This is a genomic window from Ruthenibacterium lactatiformans, assembly GCF_000949455.1.
Classification (GTDB): domain Bacteria; phylum Bacillota; class Clostridia; order Oscillospirales; family Ruminococcaceae; genus Ruthenibacterium; species Ruthenibacterium lactatiformans.
This window is the reverse complement of the sequence record NZ_JXXK01000038.1, coordinates 16,732-33,391: the sequence shown is the minus strand read 5'-3', so window position 1 is coordinate 33,391 and position 16,660 is coordinate 16,732. Positions and strand designations below refer to the sequence as shown.

The 16,660-nt window shown below is 50.2% G+C and carries 11 protein-coding genes; 7 read left to right on the top strand and 4 right to left on the bottom strand.

Translation table 11 applies throughout. The features are described 5' to 3' along the window. The first annotated feature begins 176 nt into the window (after positions 1 to 176). The 7 genes from TQ39_RS21875 (at position 177) to TQ39_RS22020 (ending at position 9,269) form a co-directional block, all read left to right on the top strand. The gene (locus TQ39_RS21875) at positions 177 to 1,742 is read left to right on the top strand and encodes a response regulator transcription factor (protein ID WP_050006468.1); all 1,566 of its coding nucleotides are present in this window, start codon (positions 177 to 179) and stop codon (positions 1,740 to 1,742) included. Between the two features lie 104 nt (positions 1,743 to 1,846). Beyond that, positions 1,847 to 3,382: a glycoside hydrolase family 31 protein gene (locus tag TQ39_RS17365; RefSeq protein WP_050006467.1), complete on the top strand. Its 1,536-nt coding sequence runs from the start codon at positions 1,847 to 1,849 to the stop codon at positions 3,380 to 3,382. A 223-nt stretch (positions 3,383 to 3,605) separates the two neighbouring features. Beyond that, a complete protein-coding gene (locus tag TQ39_RS17360) occupies positions 3,606 to 4,904 on the top strand; it encodes an ABC transporter substrate-binding protein (RefSeq protein ID WP_050006466.1) in 1,299 nt (432 codons plus the stop codon). A 64-nt stretch (positions 4,905 to 4,968) separates the two neighbouring features. Then, positions 4,969 to 5,850, top strand: a complete 882-nt coding sequence (locus tag TQ39_RS17355) for a carbohydrate ABC transporter permease (RefSeq protein WP_050006465.1) — start codon at positions 4,969 to 4,971, stop codon at positions 5,848 to 5,850. 38 nt (positions 5,851 to 5,888) lie between these two features. After that, positions 5,889 to 6,689, top strand: a complete 801-nt coding sequence (locus TQ39_RS17350) for a carbohydrate ABC transporter permease (RefSeq protein WP_242853534.1) — start codon at positions 5,889 to 5,891, stop codon at positions 6,687 to 6,689. 46 nt (positions 6,690 to 6,735) lie between these two features. After that, positions 6,736 to 8,763 (top strand): family 16 glycosylhydrolase, encoded by a 2,028-nt coding sequence (locus tag TQ39_RS17345; RefSeq protein ID WP_050006464.1) that lies wholly within the window; start codon positions 6,736 to 6,738, stop codon positions 8,761 to 8,763. Between the two features lie 212 nt (positions 8,764 to 8,975). Further along, the gene (locus TQ39_RS22020; protein WP_082052338.1) at positions 8,976 to 9,269 is read left to right on the top strand and encodes a transposase; all 294 of its coding nucleotides are present in this window, start codon (positions 8,976 to 8,978) and stop codon (positions 9,267 to 9,269) included. Positions 9,270 to 9,780: 511 nt separating this feature from the next. Here the strand turns inward: TQ39_RS22020 and TQ39_RS17340 are convergent. From TQ39_RS17340 to TQ39_RS17325, 4 genes are read right to left on the bottom strand one after another with little or no spacing between them, the layout of a single operon-like run. Beyond that, positions 9,781 to 11,061, bottom strand: coding sequence for a glycoside hydrolase family 125 protein (locus TQ39_RS17340; RefSeq protein ID WP_050006463.1), 1,281 nt, complete (start codon positions 11,059 to 11,061; stop codon positions 9,781 to 9,783). Between the two features lie 7 nt (positions 11,062 to 11,068). After that, positions 11,069 to 12,169: a GntR family transcriptional regulator gene (locus tag TQ39_RS17335; RefSeq protein ID WP_050006462.1), complete on the bottom strand. Its 1,101-nt coding sequence runs from the start codon at positions 12,167 to 12,169 to the stop codon at positions 11,069 to 11,071. 31 nt (positions 12,170 to 12,200) lie between these two features. Further along, a complete protein-coding gene (locus TQ39_RS17330; RefSeq protein ID WP_050006461.1) occupies positions 12,201 to 14,072 on the bottom strand; it encodes a beta-N-acetylhexosaminidase in 1,872 nt (623 codons plus the stop codon). Beyond that, entirely contained in the window at positions 14,062 to 16,590 is a 2,529-nt protein-coding gene (locus TQ39_RS17325; RefSeq protein WP_050006460.1) for a glycoside hydrolase family 2 protein, read from the bottom strand. The genes TQ39_RS17330 and TQ39_RS17325 overlap by 11 nt, the downstream gene beginning before the upstream one ends. Positions 16,591 to 16,660: the final 70 nt, after the last annotated feature.

The window sequence follows — 16,660 nt, the reverse complement described above, 5'->3', positions numbered from 1 at the left end:
ACTGTATGCTCCATGAGAAAAAGGCGGATGCACAGGGCACAAGCATTGGTATGCTGAATGTGCTGGCACGGCTGAAAAGCTGCTTCGGAAGCGGTGCGGATCTGCGAGTGATGTCTCGGGACGGTATGAATACCAGTATCGTCCTAACGCTGCCGTATGGCAAGGAGGGATGAAGCATGCTGCGCGCAATACTGGTTGATGACGAAGATCTCTCGGTGCGTATGCTGGAGAGTATTGTGGACTGGCGGCGATATGGTGTGGAAATCACAGCCACAGCCAGAAGCGGGAAGGATGCACTTCGCTTATTCAGCGAGCTGCGCCCGGAGCTTATGGTGACAGATATCCGGATGCCGGGTATGGATGGGATCGAGCTGCTGCGCTGTGTCAAGGAAATGGAGCCGCGAACAGAGTTTATCCTTGTGAGTGCTTATGCGGATTTCGAGTATGCAAAAGAGGCGATAGCCTTGGGGAGCGCGTACTATCTGCTCAAACCGGTGGATGAATTTGAACTGGAACGGGCAATCAAAAAAATCGCAGACAAGATAGGCGCCCAGCAGGCGACACAACGCCTGCTGGAGAGTACCCACAGGCAAAAGGAGCTTCTGACGCTGTACAGTTATATGCGCACCGGTGCGGGCAAAGCCGCGGCACAGAAAAGTGCGGGACGCCTGAGCGTGTGCTTCGAGCAATATGCGCTGATTGGGTTTATGCTGAATGAGAGCTCGATGAACGCATACATCGAAAACAGATTTCAGCTGGACACACAACTTCCTTATCTGCAGGCGCGTCTGGAAGAACAGCTGCGCTGCTGGTGTGACTGTCTTCTGTTTGATTTCTTTGACGCCTCCTGGTGCGCAGTGCTTTTAAATGCCGGTGTCTCGCTGCTGGATTGCGCGGAAGCGCTGGTAGCTTTTTTCACTCAGGAACTGCACATGGAGGTCCATGTATGCTTTACTGAGCTCGAGCATGGCTTGGAAACGCTCCCGAACAGTTTCAACCTCCTGCAGCGGCTCAATCAATACAGCTTTTTTCTGGGAGAAGAAGTGATTCTGGGCTATGGCTACAACTGCGAGAGAGGGGAGTTTGATCAGGTGGCGCTTGCGGCGGCGCGCAAGGCTATGGAAAATGCGATCCGCGAAAGCAACCCGTCCAAAGCTCGCAAAGTCCTTGATGAGGCACTGTCCAGTCTGGACCACACCACGCCGTCCTCTTTGGAGTTCGTTTATGATTTCTGTTATGCGGGAGTGAAAGCCGTTCGGGAGAGCCTCCCTGGGTCAACGAAACCGGAATTACAGGAAAAATTGATGAAAGTCACCTCGCAGAGCGTGCGGAATTGTGCGACGCTGGATGAACTGCGGCGATTCATGGAAGAGGTTTTGGAAGCCCTGCCGGGAGAAGAACCGGCAGAGCATGTGTACAGCCAGCTGGTACAGGACGGAATGGCGTATCTTCAAGAGAATTACGACCGGAACCTCTCGTTGGAGGAAATCTGCAGTGCGCTGGGAGTGAGCAGAAACTATTTTTGTTATCTGTTTAAAAAGGAGACAGGACAGAATCTGTGGGCGTATTTGACGGATAACAGGCTGGCAAAGGCCAAAGAGCTGCTGCGGACCACACAGGATAAGACCTATGCCATTGCCTACCAGGTGGGCTATGACAATCCCAGCTATTTTTCCAAATTGTTCAAAAAAGGTACTGGCATGACTCCGAACGAGTACCGGAAGGCAGACGAAACAAAATAATAAAGTACAAGGATGTGAGAAGAATCTACCTTGTCCTGAGCGTAGGCGCTCCGTATGATAGATAAAAACAGCCGGAAAATTCCCGGCCAAAGGAGGCGCATTGGATGGAGATAAAGATTTTAAAAGAGGAATACTGGTATGGGGGATGTGCCGCGTGGGGCGGGCAGATGCCATTGGGAGAACGAAGCGAGGCGGATTTGCAGCTGGAACCCAACCCTACGCCCAATCAGGCAATGCCTTTGCTGGTCTCCAGCAGAGGACGCTATCTGTGGCTGGATGGAGTGGAAGAAGTAAAATTCAGCGGTGGATACATCCACTGTCAAGGGACTGCGGAGTTATACCCCAATGGGGAGCAGAGCTTGCAGGCCGCCGCAGAAAAACAGACACTGAGGGACGCTTATCAAAAGGCGATGGAGCGGCATTTTCCATTCAGTGGAAAAATGCCCGCAAAAGAGCTGTTTGAAGCACCGGTTTTTAATACATGGATCGAACTGACCTTTGACCAGAATCAGCAGGCCGTACTGCGCTATGCCCGTAATATTCTGGACAGTGGCTTCCGTCCGGGTGTTCTGATGATTGACGACGGCTGGGCAGAGTGTTATGGAGACTGGCAGTTCCATAAAGGGCGTTTCCCAGATCCGGCGGGTATGCTGCGGGACCTGCACGGCCTGGGCTTTAAGGTAATGCTGTGGGTCTGCCCCTATGTGACGCCGGACAGCAAAGCCTACCGTGAAGCGGTCCAAAAGGGCTTTTTGTTGCAAAATGAATCCGGAGGCTCTTTTGTTGCCGAATGGTGGAATGGCTTTTCGGTTGCTGTGGATCTCAGCACGCATCCGGCTTGCAGCTGGCTGGACACCCAGCTTGAAGCGCTGCGCGGGTTGGGGGTGGATGGGTTCAAGTTTGACGGCGGAGACCCGACCCATTATGTGGGTGCATACAGTGGAGGGAAAGCTGTAATTCCCAATGAAATGTCGCATTTCTGGGCGGAATTTGGGCTTCGGTATCCTTTAAATGAATACCGTTCTGCCTGGAAAGCCGGCGGCCTGCCGCTCATGCAAAGGCTGTGTGATAAGGATCACAGCTGGGGCAAGACGGGACTTGCGGCCCTCATACCGGATCTGCTGGCACAGGGGATCACCGGCCATCCGTTCGGCTGTGCCGATCTTGTGGGCGGCGGTGAATACTTGAACTTTCAAAAAAATGCCGGCCGGCTGGACAGAGAACTGTTCTTAAAGCATGCCGCTGTGAGCTGCCTGACCCCAGTCATCCAGTTCTCTGCCGCACCATGGAGGATTCTGAACGCCGACCAGCTGCGAACAGTCCATGCTCAGCTGGCCGTGCGCAGACAATGGCAGGAATATCTAGAACAGGTTCTGTGTGAATGTGCCCGTACCGGCGCACCGGCGGTGCGGTATATGGAATATGAATTTCCACATCAGGGTATGGAGCAGCTTCTGGACCAGTACATGCTGGGCAGCCGACTGCTGGTGGCGCCTGTTCTGGAAAAGGGAAAGACCGCACGGGAGGTGTATATACCCCGGGGCGAGTGGCTCTGGGAAGGAAAACTTCTTCACAGCAGGGGAGAAGTGCTGGAATTTTATGCGCCGGATACATTCCTTATCGTGCTGGAGCGGCAATAAGCATAATTTTGTCTGATTTTATGCGGGTATCAGCGGAATATAATTGCAGCAGCTGAAAAGCTGCACAAAGGAATAAGAGAATTTTTGACAACAATCCGCAATTTATTGCTATGGGTCGGAAATGGAATTGATTTTGTTTTTTCGGACGGAGAGGTATACTGAACTCAGCAAAACAGAGACAGCACCGCCCGCAACCGGACGGGAAAACAAAGGAGGAAACCACATGAAGAAAAAATTGCTGGCACTTACTATGGCCGCTGCAATGACCGCTGCATTGCTTGCGGGCTGCGGAGGAACACCCGCTCCCAGCAGCACCGGTAAATCCGACCCTGTGTCATCAACAGCGGTTCCAGCTGAGCCGGTAGAGATTCGTTTGATGGCCTATAACGCGGAGACGTCACGAGCTACTTATCTCGCGTTGCTGGAGGAAACGTTCCCCAACATCAAAATCACTTATGAATTTGTCTCACTGGATAACTTCAATAATGTGCTGAATTCTCAGCTTCAGGCCGGGCAGGGTCCGGATATCATCGAAGTGGGCGGCGAAACGCGCCTTTTGGCGAACGCCGGATATTTGATGGATCTGACGGGAGAAAACGCCACCAGCAGATATGCCCAGGCAGGGCTTTCTCCCTATACGGTGGACGGTAAGGTCTATGCGCATCCCCTGCAGAGCTGGTATGAGGGCATTTTTTACAACAAGGCTTTGTTCCGTGAGGCAGGCGTGGAGGTTCCCAAAACGTGGGATGCGTTCATACAGCTGCATAAAGATCTGACGGATAAGGGAATCAAGCCCCAGATTATGGGTGCCCAGTCGTGGGAGCCGATGATGAAGCAAAGCATTGGTTTGGTGAATAATGAATTCTATTCTGATCCGGCCAATAAGGAATTCGATGAAAAGTTCAACAGCGGCGAAGCAAAATTGGCAGATGTGTGGACGCCTTATGTGGAGGAATGGAGCCGGGTGATCGAAGAAGGGTGCATCACTCCCGATATGCTGGGCTTGAGCTATGACCAGGCTTTGGACGAGTTTGCCACAGGCAAGGCAGCCATGTGGGAGAGCGGCCCTTGGGCCGTAAATACCATTCTGGAAAAGAACCCTGACATTGAACTGGGTATGTTTCCGATTCCCGGTATTGAAGAAGGCCCGGGCTGGCTGGTCGGCGGCCCCGGCAGTGCGTTGGCCGTAAATGCCAAAACAGCGCATCCCGAGGAGGTAAAGCAAATTCTGGAATTCACAGCAACTCCCGAAGCGCAGCAGGCGCTGATCAAAGACAATGCCGGAAGTTCTTTTTTGACAGGGGTAGATGTGGATCTGGGCGAGATTTATAATGACTGTGCCGACGCCTTTAAGGAGGGTAATGTATATGCACCCTGGACGGCGGCGTGGATTTCCGGAAACCCGATTGTAGAGGGGTACGGCAAGTCGCTGCAAGAGGTGCTGGCAGGCACCAAAACCGTTGAGCAGGCACTGGCGGACGCCGACGCCATCAACGATACGATGCGCGAAAGCCTGGGATGATTTACGGCGGCGGGGCTGGGGTATTTGTTCCGGCCCCGCCCTTGCTGTTTCAAGGAGAGACGAGATGAATACAAAACATCGTGACAGGGTATTCCTGTGGATGATCCTGCCGGCTCTTGCAGGATTTATGCTATTGTTCATTGTACCGACGCTTATGAGCTTTGCGTACAGCATAACAAACTGGTCGGTGTATAACCCGGAGCTTCGGATTGTAGGGATTAAAAATTTTGCACAGTTGTTTTCAGACGAAAAGACCATGGCAGCCATCGGACACTCCATCAAATATGCCATATTGATCACAGTGATCCAAAATACATTGGCGATCTTATTTGCGGTGCTTCTGTCGCGCAAGCTGGTCATGTCCAATATCTTGAAATCAATTTTTTTTCTGCCGGCAGTTTTGAGTATTCTGGTGGTGGGGTATTTGTTTCAATATATAATGACCAGTGCGGATTACGGCCTGCTGAACAATATCCTGCAGTTTTTCCATCTTCCGCCGGTAAACTGGCTGGGCGACAGCAATATTGCTCTCTATTCGGTGTTGGCCACGCAGGTGTGGCAATGGACTGGATGGAGCATGGTAATTTATGTCGCAAATTTAAAGAGCATCGACGGGAGCCTGTACGAAGCGGCAGAAATCGACGGAGCGGACAAGGGCCGGATGTTTTGGAGAATTACATTGCCGCTGCTCTACCCGGCAACCTCGTTCAATGTGCTGATGAGCCTGATTGGAGGATTGAAGGTGTTTGACGCTGTGTTTGCCATGACGAAGGGCGGCCCGGGCTACGCGACCGAAACGATAATGACCACTATGATCCGTGAAGGCTTCAACAGCGGGCGCAATGCTTATGCCTGTGCTTTCGCCGTGATATTCTTTGCAATTGTATTCTGCATGACGAAGGTCATCACATGGCTGCTGAGCCGCTGGGAGGCAAGGATATCATGATAAACGCAAGGGCGAAAAAGACGGCAGGAAATATCTGCTTGAACTTGATTTATGCGCTCATTGGAGCAGCTATGCTGCTGCCAATCTATTATCTGGTGATAACGACCTTCAAGACCCCGGCTGAAGCGGCGGCAAGCCCGCTGGGCCTGCCGGAGCATTTCACCCTGGAAAATTATATCAAAGCGCTGGACGCGATGGCCTACGGCCGTGCGCTTTGCAATAATCTGGTCATTACCGGCTGTGCCGTGGGGCTGTTGCTTGTTTTTTCGTCGATGGCCGCCTATGTGATTGCACGGAGCCCCCGCAAAGTATTTCAGAGAATGTATTCGGTATTCATGGTGGGGCTGATCGTCCCTTTCCAAATCGCCATCATTCCATTGTACAGGATTATTTCGGGGCTGCATCTGATGAACACGCTTCCGGGCGTAATTGTGATTGACGTGTTCTGCATCAATCTGCCGCTGTCAATTTTTCTTTTCCGGGGATTTATCAATACGGTGCCGAAGGAATTGGAGGAAGCGGCTTATATTGACGGCTGCGGCGTCCTGCGAACATTCTGGACCATTATTTTCCCGCTTTTGAAGCCGATCGTATCCACTGTCGCCATTCTGGATGCGCTGGCGGTATGGAACGACTTTATGACGCCGCTGCTGTTTTTGCAGGATCCGAAAAAGGGTGTGCTATTGCAGGAGGTGTATAAAAATGTAGGCCCCTTTTCCACCAATTGGACGTCATTTTTCCCAATGCTGGTGCTGGCGACTCTGCCGCTGGTGGTGTTCTATCTGATTATGCAGAGGAGCATCATTGAAGGAGTAGTCGCCGGTTCGGTAAAAGGATAAGTGGGATGAAACGCAGAGGTTTTTGCCCAATCAGAGGAGGGTAAAGATGAAATTGAAGATATGCCGTTTTTTGAGTGCGGCGCTTGTAATGGTGATGCTGACTGGTCTGGGTACTGCTTTTGCCGTGTTCTCCGAGTGGAGCGTGCGTGTAGAAGCGGAAGACGGCGTTATGACCGGTACGGTGCGGACGGAGAACGTTATAGGCGATTCAGGGCGGACAGTAAGCTTTATTGACAACGGGCCTGCAAATTCCCTGGAGCTACAGGTAACTCCGCAGGGAGGTACAGACTATATAATGAAACTGCGCTACCGCTCTGGAGAAGTACGTGATCTTCTGTATCAAATCAATGGCGGCCCAACAGGCCGGATTTCCGGCTTCAACAGCGGGAGCTGGAACACCTTTGCCAACATGTCGGTTCCCGTTGCGTTGAATCCCGGACAGGTGAATACCGTGCGCTTTTTCGCACCCGATGGAGAAAATGGTCCCGGCTTGGATTATGTCGGCTTTTCCGCATCGGATGTCCCTCCGGTGGATAAGCCGGGCTACCGGCTGATTTTTCAGGATGAATTTGATGGCGAAACGCTGGATGACTCACGCTGGGTGCCTCAGTATCTTTCCTCCTGGGCCCAAAAGCCCGAGCTTGCGGAGCCAACCTATATTATGGAGAATGGGCTGATGCGGCTTCAGATTTTTGCGGAAACACAGCCGTGGTGCCCGGAATATGACGGTGAGACGGTCGTTTCCGGCTTTACTACCGGGGACCGGAATGCGCTGCACAACTGGAATGGAACGAATGCTGTGCGGAACCCAGTGGAAATGCAGGCCACACATTTAAATCAGTATGGGTACTATGAAATACGGGCGAAAGGACAGTCCGGTTCAGCCCGTCACGCGGCATGGTGGCTGCTGGGATTTGAGGATGTGCCGGATGAATCGGCGGAGATCGACATTTTTGAGATTTTAGGCAATAATTCTCACAAGGTCCCGGTCAACTTCCATGCATGGAATGACCCGGATGCCCCGGATGGCGGGGGCTTTTCATATACCAACAGGCAGATGGATTTTCACGAGGAATTCCATATTTACGGCTTTAACTGGATTGAAGGCGGAGGACAGGGAGAAGCTCCGGACAAGATGGAGTTTTATGTGGATGGGGTCAAAACCGGAGAAAGAAATGTAAACATCGACTACCCCGTGCTTCAGCTGTTCTCGCTGTATGAGAAACGGGCTGGGGGCTGGACGGGAATCTGGCTGCCCAAACCATATCCAAACACCTTTGACATTGATTATGTCCGGGTATACAAACTTGTTCCAGGCGGGCAGGCGCTGCCGAAAGAGCAGCTCGCCATTGCCGAGGTCGAGGCCCAGGAGGTCATGGTATTGCCGTCGGCGCGTCCGGCGCAATATGTTTCCGCCGTAGCTGGACATGAGGGTGAAATATTCACGGAAGCGCATCTTCCCGGGGTAAGGTCGTATGTAAATGTGCTCTACAACGACGGAGTGAAAACACAGGAGTTTGTACGCTGGCCTGCACTGAGCGAGGAACAATACTCCCGGCTGCGGCACGGTGAAACGGTGATGCTGGAGGGAATTACGCCGAATCTTTCTGCAGACGCTCCGGGTTACCAAGCGCCCGTGTTGACGTTAAGGCCTGCTCCGTGGGATACCAACCTGAATCCGAAAGGAATTGAGAACCTGTTTGATGGAGATACCTCCAGTACGCCGTCCTGCTGGACGGAAACGATGGAACCGATGCCGCAGGGAGGATATATCTCCTTTCGGTTTGAAGAAACAAAAACAGTAAACGGTATCCGGTTTTCGGCAAATTACGGAAATGGGCAGGGAATCCGAAGCTGTACGTTATCGTTTTGGGACACTCAGACCGGAGATTGGGCCGATGAAGGCGTGGAGTATACGATTCCATGGACCTCTGCGGGCGACAACGAGGCAGGTGAAACCGTTTTGGTACCGCTTGCTGAACCGGTTGTTGCACAGGCTGTACGAATCAATATCACCAGTGTGAATACACACTGGGAGAACAAAATCGTGATGAGGGAAATTGAGTTTGTATAGAAAAATATGATACATATAGAAATCGCTCCAGAAAACTTTTGGAGCGATTTTTGATATAAAATATATTTTGGAATGTGGTTATTCCTTTTAAGAAACCATCCAAAAGCCCGCAATATGGTACAGCAAACGGTGTAGAATTCAGGAATGAAACGCAAAAGGGAGGAAAAGCATTTCGCTGAAGAAAAAGAAACTTACGCTGCGAGAGTTCTAGGATCGTTTCTGGACAGAAGAACACTGCCGAAACTAATCTGGCCGCAAAGCGCTGGCCGGAGGGCTTTGTCTGTCCAAAGTTTGGGCACAAACATGGCTGTTTGCTGTCAAACGGGAAATATCAATGCACCTATTGTCAACGCCAGAATTCTGTAACTGCAAGAACGGTTATGCACCACAGCCATGTTTGTTTGACAAAGTGGTTTCTCGCCATATACGTCATGGCTCCGGATAAACGTGGTATCTCCGCAATTCAGTTGGCCAATCTGATTGGGGTGACCTACAAAACGGCCTGAGGAATGCTTCGGGGGCTGCGTTCAGCGATGGAGCAGAGGGAGCGCACCCATGTGCTTTCCAGCGTTGTTGAATTTGATGATGCCTATTTGGACGGGCAAAAAAAGGAGGGAAGGGAGGCAGAGAAACCGAAAAAGCAAAGATTTTTGTTACGTTGTCCCTGAACAAGCGGGGCGATTCCCAGTACCCCAAAATGAGCATTACAAAAAATATCAAGCAGGCTTCCGCAAAACGCTTTGCCCAAGATCTCATTGCGCCGGGGATATACCACAGGCAGATAACTGGCGATTCTTTACGAACGGGAGGTGAAGCACACTCCCGGTGAGCCTGTGGGCCGGAGCATCACGCTGGCAAAATACATCGACGTCTGGCTGGAGCCAGGTGGCGCCAAAGAAACTGGCGGCCAGTACACTGGTGCGGGATAAGCAGGATATCCGGCGTATCCCGCCAGCGCTGGGGCATTACATACTGGTAAACCTGAACTCGGAAATGTAAAACAGATGCGGTATGCGCTCACTTTTCGAGAATTCCCGTTTCGCTTGTGCGAATCAACAATTCACTGAACAGGCTGTTGGCCCATGCAAACCAGGATCGGGTATAGCGCATAGGAATATCCACGTGGACAGATTCATGCATGTATCCTGTACCAGCGTGGCTGAACGTCAGTTGAGTGATACAACTGCGTATCTCTCCCGGATTGGAACTGGTAAGCGCCTGCATTATAATGCCAAGCGGCCATACATGGTTGGATGGAGTATGCGGGCTGCCTACGCCACGGAGAACTTTCCCACTGTAATAAAACGGATTTTGCTCTGACAAAATGAAGGCACGGGTGTTACTGTAAATTTTATCTTCTGGCGTAGTGTATCCAAGATACGGAAGTGACAGCAAACTCGGACAATTCGCATCATCCATAAGTAGATAGTTTCCCAAACCATCGGTTTCATAAGCATAAATTTCCCCAAACAGGGGGTGTCGCACAATGCCGTATTGCTGTATACCGGTTTCAATTTGATTGGAAAGGACAATGCACTTTGTGGCCTCTACGTCATCAAGATAAATAACACGTAACATTTCAGCCGCATATTTTAATGCCTTCACAGCCATAATCTGCGCTGGAATTAAATAGCCATAGACACATCGATCATCTGATGGACGAAACCCGGACCAAGTCATTCCGGTATAACCAACAGGTGTTCCCCGCCCTGCGCAGGGGAGCGTATCTGTTTCAACACAATTCTGGCGTTCGAAAGAATAAGGTGAATTTTCGTGGTGCTGCTCAAGCGAGAATACCTCGCAAATGCGCACCAACATGGCGTATGTCTGGGCATCGAACGCACCAGTCAATCCAGTAGTCTTCCAATAGTGATGCAGCAGATAGATAGGGGCACACAAGGAATCTACCTCGTATTTGCGCTCCCACACAAATGGATGCATCTCAGTTAAATCGCGTGCGAAGCAGTGGCCGTTTGGATGCTCATTAAAAGCATTGGCATATGGATCTATAAGAACCATGTGCGCCTGACGGCGCAACACGCCCTCCACAATATGCAACAAAGCCTTGTCTCCAGATGCGTAGCGCACATAATGTGTAATTTGTGCAGCGGAATCCCGCAACCACATTGCCGGTATATCGCCGGTGATGACAAAATAATCATCGTCAATATGTTTAACCGTAGTTTCAATTGTATTTAAGAAACAGGGCCGCACAAGCGGTGCGACCTCTGGCATCCAGCGAAGGTAATACTCCTCCAGCTCAGAGACCTTCTGTTTTAAAATCTCGGGTATTTCCATACCCGCTTTACCCCCAATTCCGTTCATGTCGTTGAATAATTTGATATGGCACCAAAACCGCTGATGGATGTTCTTGTCCCCGGATCGTTTTGAGCAGCAGTTCCATGCTTGTTCTACCAATTGCGTTTTCGTCCTGCGCAACGTGAGTGAATTCAGCTTCCTCTAAAAAAGATTCAGGGCTATCGAAACAAGCAATCATGTCATCACGATATCGTCCGGCCTTCTGCAAACAATACTTTAAAATACGGGCCAGCGTGTATTCGCTGACCATGAAAGCCTCAGTTTGAAGATGTGTACGCAGATATTCATCAACTATAGAAATATCCTGCTTCCAATAAGCTTCACCTGCACTTTCAGGCAAAGAAGAGCGAAGATTTGTGATCCACAGCGATTCGTTTGCAACCAAACCGTAATCATTGAAGGCCTGTTGAAACCCTTTCTGCCTGTCCAACAAGGTAACGGTTTCATGTGCCTTGGGCCGTACCAGAGCAATACTGCGAAAGCCCTGCTTTAAAAGGCTGCAGGTGAGTTCCCGTGCAGCACTAACATTATCTGTACCTACGAACGGTACAGACAGTCCTTTGAGCTGGCGATCAATCGTAACAACCGGGAATTTGTCAAGAACCAACTGGAGAATACGTTCATTGTAATTTTCATCGTGGACGCACATGATAATCAAGCCCTGCACTCCCAGTGCCACCAAATCCTCAATCGCTTTCGTTTCGCGTTCCAAACTGCCACTGGAACAGCGCAACACCATGCTATAGCCTTCTTCTTCGCAGGCGGACTGAATGCTATGCAAAATATGGTAAGCAAAGCTTGGGCTGAATTCATCCAATATCAACCCAATTAAGGGCTGTTTCTCTGCCGATGCGCTGGATATACCCGCGGCATTGTCGATTACAAACGATCCCTTGCCTGGTAAACGTACGATACGGCCATCTTCTGCAAGAAGATTCATGGCCTTTTGGGCGGTAATACGGCTAACATGATAAAGTTTTTCAAGCTCTTTTTCAGATGGCAGCCGTCCACCGGGCGGATACTCTCCGGTATCAATCTGTTTCAAAATCATTTTGTGGACTTGTTCATAAAGCGGCAGCTGCTTCACTCAGATCACACCTTCCAGTGATGAAATAGATTCAGTGATTGCCCGCTGAAACGATGTTGCGCCAGGCAGGAGACACCACCGCTTTATCGGTGCATTGGCTTCCATAAAATGGAAGCGGCGGCTCATCCAGTTCTTCCAGCCTCTCGAAGCGCCCTTGGGCAAAGTCTTGTAAACGGCGTGCCGCAAACAAAACTCTCTCTTTAAGGCCTCCCAATTGCAGCTGCAATATGTCCAGACCAAAAATTTTATTTTCATGCAACCATTGCTCTTCTACTGCGTGCAGCAGAGCTTCAATACAAGGTAAAAGTGCCAGAGCGCGTTTCCGGCAGTTTAGAAGTCCGTTGGCATCGCGCTTGGCGTATGCGCTGCGGATATCCAGCCCCAATGTACACTTCTCAGCTAACAGGCCATCCAGAATACGTTGTGTTTCAAATAAATACTGCCAACGCTGTGGCGCGTGATCCCGGCACTTTTCCATGCGGCGAGCGCAAGCCCGCAGATAGTCTGCCTGCGAATACTCTGCATGGGCGTCGAATAAGCCGCCCAAAAGGTCCTGGTACAGCAAGGCGCGAGTGGGGTTTACGCCGCAACGGCCCGGAGGAGGGTTGTCCGGCATGACAGAAGCGTCACCCAGGTGGAGAAAATCTCGATACGAACCGCCTGTACAAGTGCGAAAACGAGCTTCAAGAAGCTCATCATTATCGTTGTTATTATAACATAATTCTGCCCATTGTAAAAAGGCCGGAAGAACCGAATACAGGGAACATTCATCTCCGTTGTCACCCCATGCAGTGATAATCACCTGCTGTATTCCGCTGCGGCAACAACTACGGTGTGCCACCGGTGCCACCGCTTGACTATACCAGGAATTGGGACAAAGCCCCTCCCATTTCCAGGCACCGCCCGCAAAGGCCAGTTTGTCACAGATCTTTTTGTGGCTGTCAAACATATGATCGTATTTTTCCTGCTCTAGTGTATAGTAATCCCAGTAAATCAGCGTTACATCGTTGCCTACGATATTTCGGATGGAAGGATCCACTACAAGTTCTCCATCGGTATAATACTCACCATGTGTTGCCAGGCGAAAAAACATATCAGACCACATCATCGGTTCATATCCAAATTCGTGTGCAATATCTATTACACGACGGTAATGGCGCAGCATAATCTGCATCCGGTCCTGGTAACCATACCGTTCCAGATGTTTTCCCAAGCCAAGCATATGTGCTTCGTCCATGCCGATGTTAATGCGCCGACTGTGCAGGCTTTTGGCCATTTGACAAAACATGTCACGAATGAGTTCATAGGTTTTTGGTTCATCCACCAGCAAAATATTATCGATATCACGCACGTCTGCATACTCTTGCCAGCGCAGCACACACTCCAGATGAGCTAGTGTCTGGATGCAGGGCACCAGTTCGATTCCGAACATCGCTGCATATTTATCCATTTGCATCAATTCGTCCCGTGAATAGGCGCCGCGCTGGTAGCCAAAATAGGGATGCCCATCGATGCGGTAGGTGTCTTCGGTATACAGTTGAAGCGAGGTGTACCCCATCAGCGCCAACAGGCGAATCAATTCCTCGACTGTTTGTGTGGTGAGCACACCGTTGCGGGAACAATCCAGCATCACCCCCAAATCCTTGTAACAGGGAACTTCCTTTTTAAAAAAACTGTCGCTGTGTTCCGCCTCACCGCACAAGATACCGAGTTCGCGCCAAATCTGGGCACGGACAGAATACAACACCGTGGCTTCTCCATTCTGCATCATACAGCCTGGTGTGTCAGCTTTGCGTAACCGTAGCGGAAGTCCGCCAGAGCCGCGTTCCGTGTGCAGCAGAGGAGCCAGTTCATCGAAACAGTGCAGATCCTGTGCGCTCCAGTCAATTAAATCAAACTTCATTGCAATCCCCTTTCGGCGCTAAGCCAAAACAAATTGATTTTGCATTACAGGCGCGTACCCGCACATACAGCCAATCAGGAACATTGTTCGCTATCCGCGCACGTATGACAGTACGTTCGCCCTTTTCCATGCAAAACGCATTATCGGAATAGTATACATCGCAATCTAGTGCTTCAATAACAACATCTTGTACAAAAACATCGGTATCAATAATCAGTTCAAATTCACAGGAAGAGACCATATGGATATCAACATGCAATGCAGCCTGAGGCAAAGCGACGTGATCCCATTCCCCAATCGCCGTCAGATGAAAAATGTTTTTTAATCTGCTGCAGCGTTCATCACTGAATACGGCGGCCAGATAGCAACAATATGAAGGTACTGCAGATAGGACAGCACTCGGAACGATGGCAAGCGGAACAGCGCTGTCGGCAGCCAGGCAAGCATCCTGACGTAGATTCCACAGGACCTTACCTTCATAAGTGGTCAATCTCACCTCCAGTTCTCCGTCCAAATCGTCAGTAGTTTCAGAGCATCCATATATTATCAGGCTGCCATCTGTCTGCTCGCGGAAGCAGAGTACACGATCCTCATAGGCACGCCGAGCGTAGTAATACGCCATTTTGGGTAGGCCATAAAAATCCAGCGATGACATCAAAGAGGGGAACAACATATCTTCTCGGTTCGGCGCAATGGGATCATTGAATTTCCAGTATAAAGAACCGCCGCAGTGCCACTTGAGCGATCGCAGATACTCAATCCAGTATTTGAGCGCTTGTGCATGCGTAAACTGTGTATAATAAATGAGGGCCTCTGTATCGTTGGTCTTGCCGATGGAGGAAAGCCAATCCAATTGTGCCAGCCAAGGATTCCGTGTCAAATCCAATGTACCGTGTCTGAAGTTGAAGCGAGAATACGAGGGCTCTGCTGGAAGGCTGCTGAATCCGTATTCGCTCATAAAGCGCGGCTTGTAATCCAGAATTTTTTTATAATAGTATTCATCGCTTTTTTTGAAGCGTGTCAGATATAAATGCATATCGCCCTGTAAATCCGAATTGGGATCCTCCGCGCCCGGTTCTTCGGGAAAGGGGCTGCACGGCGAGCTGACAAGGAATGGACGGGAAGTATCGTTTTCAAGAACCGCACGCTGGACTGCTTCGCGGTTGACTCGGTTTGTGGGGAATTCTTCCAGCTTGTCATACCAGCGGTAAGCCTCGTCAAGCTCATTATCCGCAGACCACATCACAATGCAAGCGCGATTGTAATTTCGCCGCACAACCTCGGAAACTTCTTCATACACCAGACGAAGGAATGCTTCGTCTTGAGGGAAAATTCCACAGGCAAGCATCATATCCTGGAAAACCAGAATGCCGTGCTTATCGCACAAATCTAAAAAATGTTCCGATTCATAAATACCGCCGCCCCAAATCCGCAACATAGACAGATTGGAATCCAGCACGCGGGCAAACACAGGATCATAGTCCTCGGAACGAATCTCGGCGTAAATACAGTTCAAGGGCACCCAGTTCGCGCCTCGGAGGAACAGCCGTCGGTCATTGATTCGAAACAAAAAGCTGCGTCCGCCATCCTCATAGTTCTGTTGCAGTTCTACGATGCGCAATCCGAAATGAAACTCTTTTTTATCCACGGTTGCGCCACCATGCAGCAACTGGATGCATACGTCATACAAAAAAGGGTCGCCATAAGGACGGGGCCACCACGGACGAGGTTCCTTGAGTGTAAATGAAAAGTCTCGGGCTTCATCGGCTGTCAAGCGGTGTATACATACGGGAACGCCTTTGGCAGATAGCTTTATTTCTACTTCATCCTCCGCACTGCCGTTTTGTACTGTACAGCTTAAATGCAGTTTTGCCTCTTTGGCATCAAGCGTCTCAGTTGTTAAGCGTGCATCGGACAATGCAGCTTCATCGCAGGTTTTAAGATAAATGGATTTCCACAGACCAACTGTAAGGCAATGACCACAGAAATCCCATCCCCAATTCATTTGCGATTTGCGAAGAAGCATACGTGTGGCATCATCTTCGGGGTAAATTCCCTTTTTACTTGTGCTTGCGGTATGCCCCAGAGGCGAGAGCACTTGTATTACAAGGCGGTTTTCCTGCCCAAACAGAAGTGCATCACCCACGGGAAATGTGTATTCCCGGAACATGTTTTGGCATGTCCCAAGCAATGTCCCATTGAGCCAAACGCGGGCGAGCGTATCCACACCCTCCAAGCACAATGTACAAGCATGACCGTATAAGCGCTCATCTGCAACAAAGCTGCGGAAATAGACCCAGTCCTTTTCGTCAATCCATCGCTCTTGATCTAGGTCCTTGTCATAATAATGTCCACTCAAATATCCATACCGTCGCAATGTTGTGTGCACATCTTCCGGTACGTTTGCGTCAATCCAGTCGTTTGGGAAAAAATTGTCGCACATCACATTTTCAATGTGAAAGGTATCGTAATCAAAATACTTCAGTTTGTAGATACCGTTGAGAGTCATGCGCTCCATAGAAGCCCCTCCTAAACAAATCCCAGCCCGGTCTTAGGGCCGGACTGGGACGACTTTGGCTATAATAATG

Coding starts and splice junctions, on each gene's coding strand:
- TQ39_RS21875 (WP_050006468.1), top strand. CDS start 177: ATGCTGCGCGCAATACTGGTTGATGACGAAGATCTCTCGGTGCGTATG.
- TQ39_RS17365 (WP_050006467.1), top strand. CDS start 1,847: ATGGAGATAAAGATTTTAAAAGAGGAATACTGGTATGGGGGATGTGCC.
- TQ39_RS17360 (WP_050006466.1), top strand. CDS start 3,606: ATGAAGAAAAAATTGCTGGCACTTACTATGGCCGCTGCAATGACCGCT.
- TQ39_RS17355 (WP_050006465.1), top strand. CDS start 4,969: ATGAATACAAAACATCGTGACAGGGTATTCCTGTGGATGATCCTGCCG.
- TQ39_RS17345 (WP_050006464.1), top strand. CDS start 6,736: ATGAAATTGAAGATATGCCGTTTTTTGAGTGCGGCGCTTGTAATGGTG.
- TQ39_RS17340 (WP_050006463.1), bottom strand. CDS start 11,061: ATGGAAATACCCGAGATTTTAAAACAGAAGGTCTCTGAGCTGGAGGAG.
- TQ39_RS17330 (WP_050006461.1), bottom strand. CDS start 14,072: ATGAAGTTTGATTTAATTGACTGGAGCGCACAGGATCTGCACTGTTTC.
- TQ39_RS17325 (WP_050006460.1), bottom strand. CDS start 16,590: ATGGAGCGCATGACTCTCAACGGTATCTACAAACTGAAGTATTTTGAT.